Raw genomic sequence first — 14525 nt, 5'->3', positions numbered from 1 at the left:
GGGCACAACGACATCCTTCCCACCCGCCCCACAGGGCAAGCCAGTTCAGATGTCACCCGATCGTGCGGCAGACCCCCGTGACGTGGCTAGTAGTTGGCGTCATGCCGGCAAGCTCATGGAGCGGCTCGTCTCCGACGCCCAGACTTACGCCCGCGCCGCTCACCACGCCCACTCCGGCGAAGCCGCCGACGCCTTTGACCGCTATTTCAAACGTTGCGTGGGCTTCGCCTCCGCCCCTTCGCAGGTCCATGGAGACGAGACGCTCCTGCTCAACCTAGTAGCGGCCTGCCAACAGTTGGCCAGTGCGTGCGACCGATATGCCGACCACGTCGAGAAGGCGCTGCGTGAGATCGCTACCAATAAGCTCGACCCCTTGCATTTCGAAGCCCCATGGGACACCCCGCTGTTCGGCGGAAACGGGGACGACGGCGGTCTGAACGACCTGGTCTCGGGTGACACATACATACACACGCTGGGATATGTCCCGCCGGCCCTGGATAGCTCCCAGGCCCGAGTCACCCTGCCCAAACCGGACGGCCCTTCGGTCACTCCACCGTTCCTCCCAGTGCCGCCCCCGATGCCCGTACCGGCTCCGGTGCCTGCCGTATTCGTCAATGCCCCCGGCCGGATGCCGGGCATTGTGCCTATCGGGCAGGGAGTGAACCCGGGCATCCCGCATCGCGATCCCATCCCGCCCGACCCGCTGACGAACCCGAAGCTGCTCAGCCCCGGCGAGCAGGCACGGTTCCGTACCTGGGCACACTCTCTCCCTGCTGGCGGCTCGCCGGAGGCGGGACCGCCAGCGATCCCGACAACGCCTACCAGCTACGGGTCGCGGGCTATCCCGAGCGGGAAGTCCCCTTGCCGCCGGAAGCCACCGGCCGCAGTGGGAAAGGGCTCATGGTTGACGGGCTGCGGCCCGCCGACGGCTATGCCGTCGAGGCCAAGCACGTCCGCGAGCCGGACTGCGAGAAGCCCTCCACCTTCCGCACCCTGGACAAGGTCGAAAAGACCCTGGCCACCCCTCCCAAGATCGACGATAAAGGGCGCTTCAAGTTCGACCCGCACATCGACGGCATGTACAGGAAGGACCAAATCGAACTCGGCCGGTACCACGCGGCAATGTCCGACCCCCGGAATAACGAAATCCGCGGACTTGAGATCATCACCAATGACCGGAGATCCGCCACCTACTGGCAAAGCATGATTGCCATGACTGGAACAAAGGGAACAGCGCGGTACGTGCCGTGACGAGACGAGGACCACGTGACTGAAACAAACGAGCGCCGTACGACCTTCGTGTTTTCTCCACCCGAAGACAATGCGCTGGCCTGGCACACGACTCTCGACGGCTTCCAGTCTGCCCTCAGCGAGGCCTATCCCGGCGCCTTCACACGACGCCTCACCTCCGTACTACACGGGGACGAGATGATCGAATTCGAGGTCGAGATCGCCAAGGGCATCTACATCGAAGGAGTGGCCTCAACCCCGGTGGAAGAGTGCGGGGTCATCACGCTCATGGGTGTAACAGCAGGCGAAGCAGCAGTGTTCGTAAGATGGCTCCGGGACTCCTATATCCCCTCACCCGAACTGCTGACCTTCAACAGCGAGTTCGTCCTCGAAAGCGGCAACCACTCCTCCTGGACACTCCCCACCACTGGAGGCATCGCAGAGATCGAGTCCGCGCTCCGCGACCACCTGGCCACCGCGGCTTACGAGTAACCATCACAGCCCGGTCGCTCCTACCGGCTGCGGGTGTCATACGGAGCGTTGCCGATAAAGATCAACCATTGAGCGGATCACTGAATCGATCATGCCAACGAGAGCGATGCTGACGCACACAGTCCACTTTGATTTGATGTTGCTTGACCTTTCGCAGGGCCCCTATGAACTGCCGCGTTAGGCCATCAAGCACGTCGAAGCTATCAGTGAGCTGGAGAGCACCTCGATCAAACTTCACATGGCAGTTTGGGCAAAGACAGAGGATATTCCACACCTCATCCGGCCCATTGTTAGGCTTACCTAGCGCCCAGATGTGGGCGGCCTCGCTATACGCCTCACCACCAGGTGACACCTCCATCCGAAGGCCGCAGATCTGACAGGTGTTGTCGTACATCTCCTTCACTTCGCGAACTTTCCTTGAGTCGCGAATTCGAATCTCATACTCAACGGTGCGGCGCACCTGTTGTTCAATGTCGGTGTCTTGACCAATACCCAGGGACACAGGCTGCGGCTTCGGCGTCTCTCCTGGAGCGAGCTTCAGGAGCTTGAATTGGCATACGCGGAAACCTTCCTTCCCGATGGTCATCCAGTGATCCGCGACGCGGAAGAGTCCGCAGTACTCGTAGCCGCCAGTCGCTCGGCGTCGCTTCCTCCCTCTGATCTTCAGGCCACGCACCACACGAACCGGATGGCCGAGCGCTTCGTTGAGCAGCAAGCCAGTGTTTCCCGGTGCAGCCATGGTCTGGTCGGCGTAGAGGCGCCCGGTGTCCCTGTCTCGGCTGCCCTCGCCTGTATAGATGATCACGCTCTCGCCGTATTCATCATCGAGGTATCCACGAGAGAGAACGATGGAGTCCACACCTTCGCGGGCAGTGCCCGAGATACCTGTGCCATACGCGCGATGGACACCAGCTCTATGCAGCTCCGCATGCCCCTTGAACCACTGCCCCTCGTCGACGCCCAAGGGAGCACCAAAACGGACCGGATTCGACGCCTTCGCCTTCGCCATAGACGCATCTTGCCAACCAGGCCCTGAACATGACACACAGAAACCCAGGGAGTATGGCCAGCGCCACTCCCTGGGTCCATTGTCTGCAGTACTGCTAGACGACCAATCCCTTCAGTCCCACCTGTGCGTCCAGCGCCATGCCCTGCAACCTCTCCAAGGTGTGCCGTAGGGCGCCCCTAGCATTCATCCGCTGCTGCGGCCGTACGTCGCGCCAGTGCACCGGCGCGGAGCAGACAGTCAGCACTGGGGTGACGTTCACTGTCAGCAGGAACGAGTCGTCCCTGCCGCTGAGCGGCACCAGTTGATGCACCGTGACACCAACCAGCAACCCGCACGACTGTGCGGCGAGGACAAGATGATCCAAGCCGAGTGAGTCGGTCCACTCGCTGACGTCCTCTCCAAGTTCTGCGGCAACGTTGGCCACCAGGCCGTCACTCAACTTCACTGCCCTGGTCCTCTACGCCATCGGTCACGATCTCATCCCACGCTGTGGAGAGCCGATCGCCTCGACACTCGGCGACGCGCAAGGCGTCGCGGAGGGATTGGGTCAGGCGGGTGGCCAGGAAGCGGAGTTCGATGGAGGAGGCGGTGTGGTCGGCGAGTAGTTTCTCGGCGGATGTGAGGAGTTCGGCTCCGGTCGTGAGGTGGGTGGACTCGATTGTGTCGGCCAGTTGGGACAGGCGGCCGGTGCCGTCTGTCACCAAGTAGCACGGTTGGTCCGAGGGGCCCGACCAGGGGAGCAGGCGGAGAGGCTGTGGTCCGTGCATCAGGCGCGTGCCCCTTCTCGTCCTGCTTGCCGAAGCAGCCGCTCCTTCTGCCACTGCTGGGGTGTGAGGAGGTAGGGCCGGATGAGGGCGGAGTCCTCGCCGCGCAATGGGTGGTCGAGGTTGCGGGGCCGGCGAGAGGTCGTAGGTGCCGGCTTGTGGGCGACGAGTGGGGGTAGCGGGGTGGCCGCTCGTTGGCGGGCTGGTGTGGGACGAAGAATTCGTAGGAGGCGTTCGAAGGTTCGGACGATACAGTGCGGCATGTCGGCCTGCTCTCTCAGGTTGGCCGTGCCCCCGGGCCGTGTGGAGCGGCTGCGGGGGTGTGTTGCGGTCTGGTGCTGACTGACCGTACGGCCGGTGTGAGGAGAGTAGGGACACACTTTGTGCCCCTACAGCTAGGCGGTCAATAGGCCGATTTTGACGGCTAGTTCGCTGGCGCGGCGGCGCTGGGAGGGGCTCTTCGACTCGGTCTCTTCCAAGAGGATCCGTCGGGCGTAGCCGTTGTAGCGGATGGTCTCGGGGGCTGCCTCGTATGCCTTGTTGAGGGCGGCGAGTGCTGCTTCGGGCTGGCTGTCGAGTTGGTATCCGCGGGCCTCTTCAATGCGGTGACGGGCACGGCGGGGGCGGGAGGGGATGGTCGAGTCGTCTGCGGCGGCTGCTTGGCGGACGCTCTCGCCGCCTGCGTGTAGTTCTACGGCGACGGTGACGGCGTGTGCTCCCATGATGGCGCGGGAGAAGGATGTTACGGGGTGGAAGTAGTGCGCGGGCAGGCGTTTTGCCATGGACTGCGCCGTGTCCCAATAGCGCCATGCCGTTCCCGTGTCACCGCGGCGTGCGGCTGTGTAGCCCGCCTCGAAGTGAAGGGCCCCGGTGATGGCCAGTACGTCGTCGTCGGCATCGGGCAGGAATGGTTCGAGGTAGCGGATGGTCGCAAGGTTGGCAGCATCGGCGGCGTCGAAGTGTGCGGGGCCGCTGTCTCGGTGGGCTTGGCCGGCAAGCCAAGCAGCGACTCCGATCGCGTGCGGGTCCTCGGATTCCTGCGCTGCAACCATCCCCCGCTCGACCACGCGCCAGAGCAGCGATGAGTCCGGTTGGTAGGCAATGAAGAATTGGCTCAGGCTGTAGACCTGCGAAAGCACCGACTGAGCAGCACGGCGCTCGTCCCCTGAATCGGCCTGGAATACGGCTAGTTGAGCGTCGTGAATCAGGTCCGGAAGCAGCTCGCCAATGACATCACGGTGGTTTGCTGTTGAATGGCGGGCCCGCCAAGCCTGGGAGAGTCGCTGCCGCAGGTGCGGCGTGGGCGGCGCCTCTCGCTGCATCGCGAAGGGATAGACGTTGATGGCATCCCGTACGTACGGGAGTCGTGCGTGGCCGGGGCCGGCGAACAGGGCGATCGGGGCCGACTGGTCGCCGACGAGTTCGGAGAGATTTCGTACCCGCAATGCCTCGGCGATCCTGAGGACCATGGGGAGCTTCGGCATGTGCAGCCGGCCTCCCTCTACCTGCTTTACCCAGCTGGGAGATTTTCCGAGGAGCCCCGCGAGAACGTTGCGGCTCATGCCTCGGCGAGTACGGAGTACCTGCATGCGCTGACCGAACGCGATCCGCTCGGCAGACAGTTCCGGAGTAGCGTCAGACGACACGTCCTGCCCCTCTCTGCGCAGCTCACATCATCGCCAGAGTACGGGTCCTGGCGGGACTTGTTGATGCAGTATCGATGCTTCTTGGGTGACGGCACGCGGGCTTGTGAGTGGGCCACGTAGGGTCGAAGCGAACGTTGTCCACTAATGGGGAGGTTGCGCAGATGGCTAAGGTTCCGGCGGCGGTTGTGGCTGCTACGGGGATTGTTGGTGGGTACGGGGTTGCTCGGGTGACCAAGAAGCGGCCGTTGGGGGGTGTGGCGTTGGCTGCGGCGGGGGCTGTGGCGGCGCGGGGGTGGCAGAAGAGTGCGGGGAATGCTGCGGCGGCTGCGTTGAGTGGCGTGTATGTGGCGGGTTTTGCCGGGTCGCATCCGTTGGCGAAGAAGATCGGGGCTTGGCCCTCGGTGATTGCGGTGGCGGGGGTTGTTGCCGCGACGTCATGGGTGGTTGCCGACCGTCGGGCCTGACACGTACGCAAGAGACGTGCGCGATACGTACGCGCGAGGGCGGCCGGATACCGATGGGTGTCCGGCCGCCCTCGTACGTGGGTGACGCCTTACGCGGAAGCCTCCGTGAGGAGGGCGAGGTCCGCGGAGGTGAGATTCAGGTCGAAGAGGGCCAGCAGGGCCGGGAGTTGGGTGGTGGTGCGGGCGCTGGCCAGGGGGGCGGCGACGGTGGGCTGGGCCGCGAGCCAGGCGAGGGCGACGGTGGAGAGTTCGGCGTTGTGGGCGGCGGCGACCGTGTCGAGGGCGGTCAGGACGCGGCGGCCGCGGTCGGTGGCGAGGTACTCGGCGGCCGTGGAGGAACGGGCGCTGTCCACGGAGGAGCCGGGGCGGTACTTGCCGGTGAGGAAGCCGGAGGCCAGGGCGTAGTAAGGGACGGTGGCGAGGTCGTGGCGGGCGGCCACGTCGGCCAGTTCGCCCTCGTAGGTGTCGCGGGAGACCAGGTTGTAGTGGGGCTGGAGGGCGACGTAGCGGGCGATGCCCTCGCGCAAGGAGAAGTCCAGGGCCTCCGAAAGACGGGCCGCGGAGATGTTGGAGGCGGCGATCTCACGGACCTTGCCGGCCTTGACGAGGTCGTCGAGGGCGGTGAGGAACTCCTCCACGGGGACGGACTCGTCGTCGTAGTGGGTGTAGTAGAGGTCGATGTAGTCGGTGCGCAGGCGGGTGAGGGACTCGTCCACCGCGGACTTGATGGTGGCGGCGGACAGGCCCTTGTGGTCGGGGAGCGCGCCGACCTTGGTGGCGATGACGACATCGGAGCGGTTGCCGCGCGAGGCGAGCCAGTTGCCGATGACGGTCTCGGACTCGCCGCCCTTGTTGCCGTCCACCCAGTACGAGTACGCGTCGGCGGTGTCGATGAAGTTGCCGCCGCCGGCGACGTAGGCGTCCAGTACGGCGAAGGACTCCGCCTCGTCCGCGGTCCAGCCGAAGACGTTGCCGCCGAGGGCGAGAGGGGAGACGGAGAGGGAGCCGATGGACCTGGGGGTGGGAGTCGGAGCCGGAGTGGTCGTCGCGGTCTGCTTACTCGTAGCCATGCCTTTGTTCAGCGAGGGGTGGGAGGGGTTTATTCCATTCCGTCGGAGCGCGCCCCAACAGGACATCGGTGAGCGCCGGTGAGCGCCGGTAAGCGCCGGTAAGCGCCGGTAAGCGCCGGTAAGCGCCGACGAGCGTCAGATGCCGATGCCGTGGCTGCGCATCCACGGTGCCGGGTCGACCGGTGCGCCGCCGCCCGGACGGATCTCCAGGTGGAGGTGCGGCCCGGTGACATTGCCCGTGGCACCGACGCGGCCGATCACATCGCCGGTGGCGACCTTCCCGGAGACGCGGACCATGGACGACAGATGGCAGTACCAGACCTCGGTGCCGTCCTGAAGGGTGAGCACGATGCGGTAGCCGTACGCGCCGGCCCAGCCCGCCTGCGTGATCGTGCCGGAGTGCAGTGCCTTGACGGGGGTGCCGGTCGGGGCGGCGAAGTCCTGTCCCGTGTGGTTGGCCGACCAGCGGTCGCCGGCCTGGCCGAAGCTCGCGGTCAGGGTGTACGAGGTGAGCGGGAGCGTGTAGCTCTTGGCCAGTTCGGCCAGGCGCTCGGCCTCGGCCTTCTTGCGGGCGGCGGCCGCCGCCTTCCGCTCGGCCTCGCGCTGGGCCTCCTTCTTGGCGGCCTCCTCGGCGGCAGCGGCCTTCTCCGCCTTGCGCTGCTTGTCGGCCGCCTCCTGCTCGGCCCGGCGCACGGCCGCCTGCTGCGCCGCCTCGCGCTCCTCCTGTGCGGCGGCGTCCTGCTGCCGTTCGGCCTGCTGCATGATGCGCGAGAGGAGGGCCGTACTGGCGTCGTGTCCCTGCGCCGCGGCCTCCGGGGAGACGCCCGGCTGGACGACCTGGCCGGAGGACGAAGAGGAACCAGAGGACGAAGAGGAACCGGAGGACAAAGAAGAACCGGAGGGCGAAGAAGGGGAGGAATCCGAAGCTTCCGGAGCATCGTCGGATATCAGGTCGCCGATGCCGGGCAGCGACTCCGCGTCCGGGAGCTTGGCCGCCATGGTGTCGGCGAGGCCGCCCAGGTCGGGCATGGATATCGGCACCGGCGGCTTGTCCTCGGCGGTGGCCATGCCGCTCGCGCCGACCGCCGCGATGACGCCGACGCCCAGGACCGTGCCGCTGCGGGCGAGTCCGCTGTTGCGCTGCTTGCCGACCCGGTGTCTGCCGCGTACGGGGCGTACGGACTCCTCGGTGGGGTTCCACTCCTCCCACGGGCCGTCCCCGGCGCCGGGAGCGCCGGCGTGGTCATCGGCGCCGCCGACGGCGAAAGGAGTGGCGGCGATGGTCGCCATGACCGCGGTGGACGCAGGATCCGAGAGGTCGGCGGGGCCGGTGGCACCGGCGGCGCGGGGCTCGAAGCCGTACGCGGACGAAGGCTCGGGGGCGGGCCTGTTGGACGCCACGGGGGCGCACTCCTTTCCTTCCTTCTCACCTACCGGGTTAGCTGTCGGGCTCGGAGCAGGAAGGTCTCCTACGGGCGGCCTCTGGTGGGAGAGGCGTCCGATTCACCCCAGGGTGGTGGTTCCCCGGTTCCCTCGGCACGGCTGGCGACGCAATGGTGGACGATGCGGCGGCTGATGGCGCGGGGACGCGGGACAGCAGTCGCGCATGGTGCACCTGATGCAGTTGGCAATCGCGCGTACGGGATTCGGCGTAGGCGCACGGTGCCGCCTCTTGCGACGGCTGGGACGACCGCGCTCCGTTATCGGACAGTAATAGACGGCGCGGTCGGATACCAAGCGTTCCCCGGAATCGGCCGCAGGTTTGGCAGGCATTTATGCTCCCAATACATCGCATACATGGGTGAGTTGGGGCGCGCATCCCAAACGATCTTCCCCGGATTGTGCACCAGTCGTTACGCGGAGGGGTGTATGGCAGTTACGGATCGTGAGGGCAGTAACGTCTGATCATGGTCGTCAACAGTGCGCAGGCAGTGGCGGATCGGTACCGGGACTTCTCCCGGCAGCAGGCGAGGGGGCAGTCCGAGGCGTACGAGGAGCTGACCGACCGGATCAGCCGGGACCAGGAGCTGTGCGATCTGCTCTCCGCCACGCTCCCCGACGGCAACAAGCAGCAGCCCAACCTCCTGCTCGCCGCGGTCCGTTACCTCGACGGCCCGCACGCCGAGCAGGGCCCGCGCGGCGAGGCCGCCTACCGGGGCTGGCGCGAGTGGACCGTACGCCACTGGGACGCCGTGCGCGAGGTGATGCTGCGGCGCTCCACCCAGACCAACGAGCCCGCGCGCTGCGCCACGCTCCTGCCGCTGCTGGCCCAACTCCCCCAGCCGCTCGCGCTGATCGAGGTCGGCGCCTCGGCCGGGCTGTGCCTGCACCCGGACCGCTACCGCTACCGCTACGACGACCGGCCGGAGTTCGGCGCGGCGGGCAGCCCCGCGGTCTTCCCCTGCCGTACGAGCCCGGGCACGCCCGTCCCCGACCGGCTCCCCGAGATCGTCTGGCGCGCGGGCATCGACCTCGATCCGCTGGACACCTCCGACCCCGAGGACGTGCGCTGGCTCCAGGCGCTGATCTGGCCGGGCGCGACGGACCTGCGGCGGCAGCGGCAGCTGGCGGCCATCGAGGCGGTACGCGCCACGGAAGCCGTACGGTCCGCGCGGGCCCCCCTCCTGGTACGCGGCGACCTCCTCGACGAGCTGCCCGCGCTCGCCGCCCAGGCCCCGCCCGAGGCGACGCTCGTCGTCTTCCACACCTCCGTGCTGACCTACCTGCCGCTGGAGCGCCGCGAGGAGTTCGCCCGGCTCGTACGGTCGCTGTTCGCGCGGCGGCCCGGGCACTGGATCTCCAACGAGCACCACAGCGTGCTGCCCTGGATCGCGGCCCCGCGCCCCGCGGAGGAGGGCCTGCTCACGCTCTCGCTCGACGAGCGGCCCGTGGCCCATACGGCACAGCACGGGCAGAGCATCCACTGGCTGCCCTGAGGCTGCGCCGCTGGCTGCCCTGCAGCGCCGCCCGGCATCAGACCTGCCGTGACGACCGCCCCTCCCCCTCAGACCGGCAGCGGCCGCCGCACCGCCAGCAGCGCCATGTCGTCCGCCGACTCCCCGCCGGTATGCCCGGCGACATCCGCCACCAGCGCGTCCAGCAGCGCCTCCGGGTCGGGGAAGCGGCGGCCGCGCAGGCGGACCAGGGGGTCGTAGAAGGTGCCCGTACAGTCGCGGGCCTCGGTGACGCCGTCCGTGAAGAGCAGCAGGGTGGCGCCCGCGGGGAAGGGCGTCTCCTCCGCCCGGTCCGGCCAGCCGGCCACCTCGCTCAGGCCCAGCGGCAGGGCGGGCTCGGCCGGTTCGAGGGCGGTCAGCCCGCCGTCCGCGCGCAGCAGCAGCGGCGCGGGGTGGCCGCGGTTCAGGACGCGCAGCGCGGCCCCCTCGTCGGCGGGGATCTCCGCCAGTACGGCCGTGGTGAAGCCCTCGAACTGGTCCAGCCCCTCGCGCCGGCCCCCCTCCCGCTGCAGCGCCCGCTCCAGCCGGGAGGCCACCGCCTCCAAGGTGGCCTCCTGCTCGGCCGCCTCCCGGAAGGCCCCGATGACGATCACCGCGGCCTCCACCGCCTCAAGTCCCTTGCCCCGTACGTCCCCGACGATCAGCCGGACGCCGTGCGGGGTGTCCTGCACCGCGTACAGATCGCCGCCGATACGGGCGTCCGCCTGCGCGGCCACATAGCGGGCGGCGACCGCGAGGCCCGCGATGCTCTCGGCGGGGGTCGGCAGTACGGCCCGCTGGGCGGCCTCGGCGATATCGCGTACGGAGGCGAGCTGGGCGTCGCTGAGGCGTACGACCCGGTTGATGCCCACGGCCAGGACGGCGACGACGAGGACGGTGACGGCCTCGGTGATGGACTCGTAGCTGTTGTGCCTGCCGTGGTAGACGAGCACCCAGTACTCCGACATCACGCAGACGAAGGCGATGGCCACGGTCGTACGCAGCGAGTACAGCGGGGCGGCCACCAAAGGGGCGGCGGAGAAGAAGGGCGCGGCCGTGTACTGGGGCGGCGTCGACAGGTCGAAGCTGAGGCCCGCGATGAGCAGGAGCGCGGGGAGCCAGCGGGCCATGCGGCGGCCGAAGGGGGACATACGGTCCCGCCGTGCGCGCCGCTCGCGGTCGCCCGCACGGCCGCCCGTACCGCCTCGCCGCATCCGCACCGGCCTCTTTCCCACTCCCGCGGGCCCGTCCTGACGAACCCCGCCGCTCACCGGCACCTCGCCTCCCAAGGCTTTCCGGTGGCGGCCCGGGCGGCGAATCGGCTTGGGCCGTACGGGTCATGCGGGGCGGGCCGCAGCGGCGGCGGGCCGCTTCAGCCGGCCGCCGACGCCCGCCGGTGCTGGGCTGCCTTGGCGCGGTTGCCGCACACCGCCATCTGGCACCAACGGCGCCTGCGGCCCACGGACTTGTCCACGAAGCGGGCGCTGCAGTTCACGCCGTCGCAGATGCGGAGCCGGGCGCGGGCGTCGGTGCCCAGCAGTTCGGCGGCGTCGGCCGCGATCCGGCACAGCGCGCCGTGCGCGTCCGCCGGCGCGGTCCCGGCCCGGAGTACGGGAGTGCCGTCCACCGCCTCCAGGCGCGGCGGGTACGCGGCCGCCCGCGCGAGCCAGGAGTTGATGACCGGCAGCGCGCTCTCGTCCACCCCCTCGTCGGGGACCACGACGGCCCGGATGCCCGCGTCGACGGCCTCCCGCAGCTCCTTCGCCCGCTCCAGGAGCGCGCCGTCCACGGCGGGGCGCTCCGCCGCAGCGGTGTCCGGCAGGACCTCGGCGGCGACGAGCCATGCGGCGAGGTCCTCGGGCCGGCGCAGCAGCTCGTTCCCCTGCGCGAACCGCATCTTGCGGGTGTTGACGAAGTCGACGCTGAGGCGGCCTCCGTACCAGACCCAGCCCTGCTCCTGATCCACTTCCTCCGGCATAACCCCATGATAGGTTACGTCGCCTCGTAACCACATGACCGGTTACCTACCGAGAGGGAAGCCGCGATGCCGCACGCATCAACCGCCCGCGCGGATGCCGCCGGGCCCGCCGATCTCCCCGAAGCCGGGCCCACGGACCGCCCCGGCGCCGCCGCGGCGCCCCGCCCGGCCACCGGCTCCACAGCCCGCATATGGCTGCTGGCCCTCGGCATGTTCGCGATCGGCACGGACCTGTTCATCGTGTCGGGGCTGCTGCCCGCGCTGGGCGGGGAGCTGCGCCTGTCGACGGCGGCGGCCGGCCAGACCGTCACCGTCTTCGCGATCACCTACGCCGTGGCCGCCCCGCTGCTGGCCGGCGTCACCGCGCGCTGGGACCGCCGCACCCTGCTGATCGCCGTCCTGCTCGTCTTCACGGCGGGCAACGCGCTCTCCGCCCTCGCGCCGGACTTCGCCGTCCTGCTGGCCAGCCGGGTGATCGCGGGCCTGGCCGCCGCCCTGTACGCCTCCACCGCGTCCGCGGTCGCCGCCCGGATCACCGCGCCCGAGCGGCGGGGCCGGGCGCTGGCCGTCGTGTACGCGGGCATGACCACCGCGATCGCCGTGGGCGTCCCGCTGGGCAACGCCATCGGCTCGCTCGCCTCCTGGCGCTGGGCCTTCGGCTTCGTCGCCGCCCTCGCGCTGGTCACCGCCCTGTGCCTGTGGGCCAGCGTCCCCGCGCTCCCGGGCGCCAGCGGCGCCGGCGTACGCGAGCGCCTGGCCGCCGTACGCATCCGCCGCGCCCCCACCGCGCTGCTGACCACCGTCCTGTGGATCGTCGCCACCTTCGTCGTCTACACCTATCTGGGCACGCTCCTGGACACCGTCCCCGGCACCACCGCCGCGGACCGCACCTGGCTGCTGCTCCTGTTCGGCGTGGGCAGCTTCGCTGGCGTCCTGCTGGGTGGCCGGCTCGCCGACCGCGTCGCCCCGGCCACCGGGCTGTACGCCACCGTCGGCGCGCTCGTCCCCGTCCTGGCCGTACTGACCCTCGCCCTGCGCTCGCTGCCCGCGGCGGCCATCGGCCTGACGGTCTGGGGCCTGGCCCACTGGGCGAGCTTCCCGCTCATCCAGCACCGGCTGCTGGCCCTCGGAAAGGAGCGCGGCGACATGCTGCTCGCCCTGAACAACAGCGCCGTCTACCTCGGCCAGACCCTCGCCGCGGCCCTCGGCGGCCTCTTCGCCGGCGCGGGCCTGCTCCCCTGGCTCCCCCTGGCCGGGGCCGGCTGCGCGCTGCTGGCCGCGCTGTCCCTCCTCCTGGGCGCCCGGCGGCGCAGTTGACCGGATTGTGGCGCCCGCGCCCGGCGGCCATCGGCTAGGTTCCCGCCACCGACCACGCGTGACCGTCCCATCTGACCGCTCTGACCGTCCTCGAAGGGGTGTCGGCGATGACTGCTCGTCAGCGGAAGGTGCTCAGCAAACGGCGCGGCAAGGCGGGAGGCCAGATCCAGCTGCGCAAGCCCCACTGGCCCGCGGGGCGGCGGGCGCCCGCGAGGGCGGCATCCGGCTATGTGGTGACGGAGCTGATCGCGCTCGCGGACACCCCGCCCGCCGGCCGGGGCGACCCGGCGGCCGCACCCCGCCACCTGGCCCTCGCCGTACCGTACGACGCGGAGCTGCGGCGCCTGCTCACCACCACGGCGGACCGGCCGCAGGACGTACTGCCGCACGGCGGACGGCAGTTGATCCGCGCCTACGTGCCGAGGAACCTGAACCGCCCGGTGCGCGTCGGCACCAGGATCAGGCTCCGCTCCTACCCGTACCGCCCGAAGCCGGACGCCCCGGACGTACGCTTCCGCGTCGCCGGCGTCATCGAGGACCCGGCGGGCCCCGCCGCGCGCTGAGCGGTGCGCCCATACGACGGCGCCCCGCCCGGTGAAGCCGGGACGGGGCGCCGATACGCAGGTCAGCGGGGCCGAAGCGGCCTCCGCACGCGGTGGGCCATCAGGGGCTCGAACCCTGAACCAATGGATTAAAAGTCCACTGCTCTGCCAATTGAGCTAATGGCCCGCACCACGCAGCATAGCCCGCGTACCCGCCGCAGCCCGAAGGCATTAGGCATCAGGAGTCATCAGCAGCCGTCATCCGGCCCGCGCGCACTGGGCGCGGGCCCTGGCGGGGCCGTGGCCCGGCCTCGTAGAGCCGATGGGGCGCCCGGGGCCTCGCGGGAGCGGCGCGCCCGCTCCCGGGCGCTCTCGCGAGCCGTCGCGCCTGCGCAGGGTCGGCGCAGGCGTGACGTACGCCACGTATTCCTTGTCAGGTCCGGCCCGGCGCCGGGCAGTTGGCGGCGCGACGCCGAAGGGCCCGTACGACAGCGAGGTGTCGTACGGGCCCTTGGCGGATCAACTGCTCAGGCTGTGTCAGCCGTTGCGCTTCCAGCGCGGCTTGTCGGCGCGGCGGTCGAAGGAGCGGCCGCCGGTGGTGCCGCCGCGGTGGTCGTCACGACGGCCGTAGGGGCGGTCGCCGCCACCGGAGCGGAAGCCGCCGGAGGGGCGGTCGTCACGGCGGTCGCGGTTGAAGGGGCGGTCGCTGCCACGGTGGCCGCCGGAGGGGCGGTCGTCGCGGCGGAAGCCGCCACGGTCGTTGTCACGACGCTCGAAGGAACGGCCACCACGGTCGCCACGCTCGTCGCGGTTGAAACCACCGGAGGAACGGTCGTTGTCCCGACGGAAACCGCCCGAGGGACGGTCGTCGCGACGGAAGCCGCCACGGTCGTTGTCACGACGCTCGAAGGAACGGCCACCACGGTCGCCACGGTCCTCGCGGTTGAAACCACCGCGGTCGTCGCGGCGCTCGAAGGAGCGGCCGCCGCGGTCGTTGTCGCGACGGAAGCCGCCACGGTCGTTGTCACGACGCTCGAAGGAACGGCCACCACGGTCGCCACGCTCGTCGCGGTTGAAACC

At 69.6% G+C, this 14525-nt stretch carries 14 protein-coding genes, 1 tRNA gene, 2 pseudogenes and 1 riboswitch; of the genes and pseudogenes, 7 read left to right on the top strand and 10 right to left on the bottom strand.

All coding sequences use genetic code 11. The annotated features are described in order from the left end of the window. Nucleotides 1-49 precede the first annotated feature (49 nt). The 3 genes and pseudogenes from AC4IJH_RS41760 to AC4IJH_RS41750 form a co-directional block, all read left to right on the top strand. Nucleotides 50-340, top strand: a pseudogene (locus AC4IJH_RS41760) (WXG100-like domain-containing protein); the annotation flags it as partial. A gap of 266 nt (nucleotides 341-606) precedes the next feature. Further along, nucleotides 607-1251 (top strand): restriction endonuclease fold toxin-2 domain-containing protein, encoded by a 645-nt coding sequence (locus tag AC4IJH_RS41755; RefSeq protein WP_490857266.1) that lies wholly within the window; start codon nucleotides 607-609, stop codon nucleotides 1249-1251. A 15-nt stretch (nucleotides 1252-1266) separates the two neighbouring features. Next, nucleotides 1267-1722, top strand: coding sequence for a hypothetical protein (locus AC4IJH_RS41750; RefSeq protein WP_490857264.1), 456 nt, complete (start codon nucleotides 1267-1269; stop codon nucleotides 1720-1722). A 61-nt stretch (nucleotides 1723-1783) separates the two neighbouring features. Here AC4IJH_RS41750 and AC4IJH_RS41745 read toward each other — a convergent pair whose 3' ends face one another. The 4 genes from AC4IJH_RS41745 to AC4IJH_RS41730 all read right to left on the bottom strand — a co-directional run bounded on the left by AC4IJH_RS41745 (nucleotide 1784) and on the right by AC4IJH_RS41730 (nucleotide 5141). Next, nucleotides 1784-2731, bottom strand: a complete 948-nt coding sequence (locus AC4IJH_RS41745; protein WP_490857263.1) for a YDG/SRA domain-containing protein — start codon at nucleotides 2729-2731, stop codon at nucleotides 1784-1786. Nucleotides 2732-2825: 94 nt separating this feature from the next. Then, complete coding sequence (locus AC4IJH_RS41740; RefSeq protein ID WP_490857262.1) at nucleotides 2826-3176, bottom strand: hypothetical protein; 351 nt, start codon at nucleotides 3174-3176, stop codon at nucleotides 2826-2828. After that, on the bottom strand, nucleotides 3163-3432 hold the full coding sequence (locus AC4IJH_RS41735) for a hypothetical protein (RefSeq protein WP_490857261.1): 270 nt from the start codon (nucleotides 3430-3432) through the stop codon (nucleotides 3163-3165). The genes AC4IJH_RS41740 and AC4IJH_RS41735 overlap by 14 nt, the downstream gene beginning before the upstream one ends. A gap of 458 nt (nucleotides 3433-3890) precedes the next feature. Next, nucleotides 3891-5141: a helix-turn-helix domain-containing protein gene (locus tag AC4IJH_RS41730; RefSeq protein WP_490857260.1), complete on the bottom strand. Its 1251-nt coding sequence runs from the start codon at nucleotides 5139-5141 to the stop codon at nucleotides 3891-3893. 161 nt (nucleotides 5142-5302) lie between these two features. Between AC4IJH_RS41730 and AC4IJH_RS41725 the strand changes: the two genes are divergently transcribed. Beyond that, complete coding sequence (locus AC4IJH_RS41725) at nucleotides 5303-5605, top strand: hypothetical protein (RefSeq protein ID WP_490857259.1); 303 nt, start codon at nucleotides 5303-5305, stop codon at nucleotides 5603-5605. A gap of 89 nt (nucleotides 5606-5694) precedes the next feature. Here the strand turns inward: AC4IJH_RS41725 and AC4IJH_RS41720 are convergent, their stop codons facing one another. Together AC4IJH_RS41720 and AC4IJH_RS41715 are read right to left on the bottom strand one after the other, a co-directional pair. Next, the gene (locus AC4IJH_RS41720) at nucleotides 5695-6675 is read right to left on the bottom strand and encodes an aldo/keto reductase (protein ID WP_490857258.1); all 981 of its coding nucleotides are present in this window, start codon (nucleotides 6673-6675) and stop codon (nucleotides 5695-5697) included. Between the two features lie 135 nt (nucleotides 6676-6810). Next, nucleotides 6811-8076 carry a M23 family metallopeptidase gene (locus tag AC4IJH_RS41715; RefSeq protein WP_490857257.1) on the bottom strand — a complete coding sequence of 422 codons (1266 nt, stop codon included), beginning with the start codon at nucleotides 8074-8076 and terminating at the stop codon, nucleotides 6811-6813. Between the two features lie 11 nt (nucleotides 8077-8087). Beyond that, nucleotides 8088-8233: riboswitch (cyclic di-AMP (ydaO/yuaA leader) on the bottom strand. Nucleotides 8234-8582: 349 nt separating this feature from the next. On the opposite strand from AC4IJH_RS41715, the gene AC4IJH_RS41710 reads away from it, so the two are divergent. After that, a complete protein-coding gene (locus AC4IJH_RS41710) occupies nucleotides 8583-9611 on the top strand; it encodes a DUF2332 domain-containing protein (protein WP_490857256.1) in 1029 nt (342 codons plus the stop codon). 68 nt (nucleotides 9612-9679) lie between these two features. Here the strand turns inward: AC4IJH_RS41710 and AC4IJH_RS41705 are convergent, their stop codons facing one another. Together AC4IJH_RS41705 and AC4IJH_RS41700 are read right to left on the bottom strand one after the other, a co-directional pair. Beyond that, on the bottom strand, nucleotides 9680-10759 hold the full coding sequence (locus AC4IJH_RS41705) for a PP2C family protein-serine/threonine phosphatase (RefSeq protein WP_490857265.1): 1080 nt from the start codon (nucleotides 10757-10759) through the stop codon (nucleotides 9680-9682). 221 nt (nucleotides 10760-10980) lie between these two features. Next, nucleotides 10981-11586 (bottom strand): CGNR zinc finger domain-containing protein, encoded by a 606-nt coding sequence (locus tag AC4IJH_RS41700; protein ID WP_490857255.1) that lies wholly within the window; start codon nucleotides 11584-11586, stop codon nucleotides 10981-10983. A gap of 66 nt (nucleotides 11587-11652) precedes the next feature. On the opposite strand from AC4IJH_RS41700, the gene AC4IJH_RS41695 reads away from it, so the two are divergent. Then, nucleotides 11653-12903, top strand: a complete 1251-nt coding sequence (locus AC4IJH_RS41695) for an MFS transporter (protein ID WP_490857254.1) — start codon at nucleotides 11653-11655, stop codon at nucleotides 12901-12903. A gap of 107 nt (nucleotides 12904-13010) precedes the next feature. Then, nucleotides 13011-13466 carry a hypothetical protein gene (locus AC4IJH_RS41690; protein WP_490857253.1) on the top strand — a complete coding sequence of 152 codons (456 nt, stop codon included), beginning with the start codon at nucleotides 13011-13013 and terminating at the stop codon, nucleotides 13464-13466. A 93-nt stretch (nucleotides 13467-13559) separates the two neighbouring features. On the opposite strand, the gene AC4IJH_RS41685 is transcribed toward AC4IJH_RS41690, so the two are convergent. Beyond that, nucleotides 13560-13632 (bottom strand) — tRNA-Lys (locus AC4IJH_RS41685). Nucleotides 13633-13982: 350 nt separating this feature from the next. Next, nucleotides 13983-14525: pseudogene (locus tag AC4IJH_RS41680) on the bottom strand (DEAD/DEAH box helicase); the annotation flags it as partial.

The organism is Streptomyces sp. UF-297, from assembly GCF_058245575.1.
Note: the sequence above shows the minus strand (reverse complement) of the source record. Positions and strands in the feature narration are given on the sequence as shown.

What these genes read in the sequence shown, in the direction of transcription:
- AC4IJH_RS41745 (WP_490857263.1), bottom strand. Translation starts at nt 2,731, where the DNA reads ATGGCGAAGGCGAAGGCGTCGAATCCGGTCCGTTTTGGTGCTCCCTTG.
- AC4IJH_RS41725 (WP_490857259.1), top strand. Translation starts at nt 5,303, where the DNA reads ATGGCTAAGGTTCCGGCGGCGGTTGTGGCTGCTACGGGGATTGTTGGT.
- AC4IJH_RS41720 (WP_490857258.1), bottom strand. Translation starts at nt 6,675, where the DNA reads ATGGCTACGAGTAAGCAGACCGCGACGACCACTCCGGCTCCGACTCCC.
- AC4IJH_RS41710 (WP_490857256.1), top strand. Translation starts at nt 8,583, where the DNA reads ATGGTCGTCAACAGTGCGCAGGCAGTGGCGGATCGGTACCGGGACTTC.
- AC4IJH_RS41705 (WP_490857265.1), bottom strand. Translation starts at nt 10,759, where the DNA reads ATGTCCCCCTTCGGCCGCCGCATGGCCCGCTGGCTCCCCGCGCTCCTG.
- AC4IJH_RS41700 (WP_490857255.1), bottom strand. Translation starts at nt 11,586, where the DNA reads ATGCCGGAGGAAGTGGATCAGGAGCAGGGCTGGGTCTGGTACGGAGGC.
- AC4IJH_RS41695 (WP_490857254.1), top strand. Translation starts at nt 11,653, where the DNA reads ATGCCGCACGCATCAACCGCCCGCGCGGATGCCGCCGGGCCCGCCGAT.
- AC4IJH_RS41690 (WP_490857253.1), top strand. Translation starts at nt 13,011, where the DNA reads ATGACTGCTCGTCAGCGGAAGGTGCTCAGCAAACGGCGCGGCAAGGCG.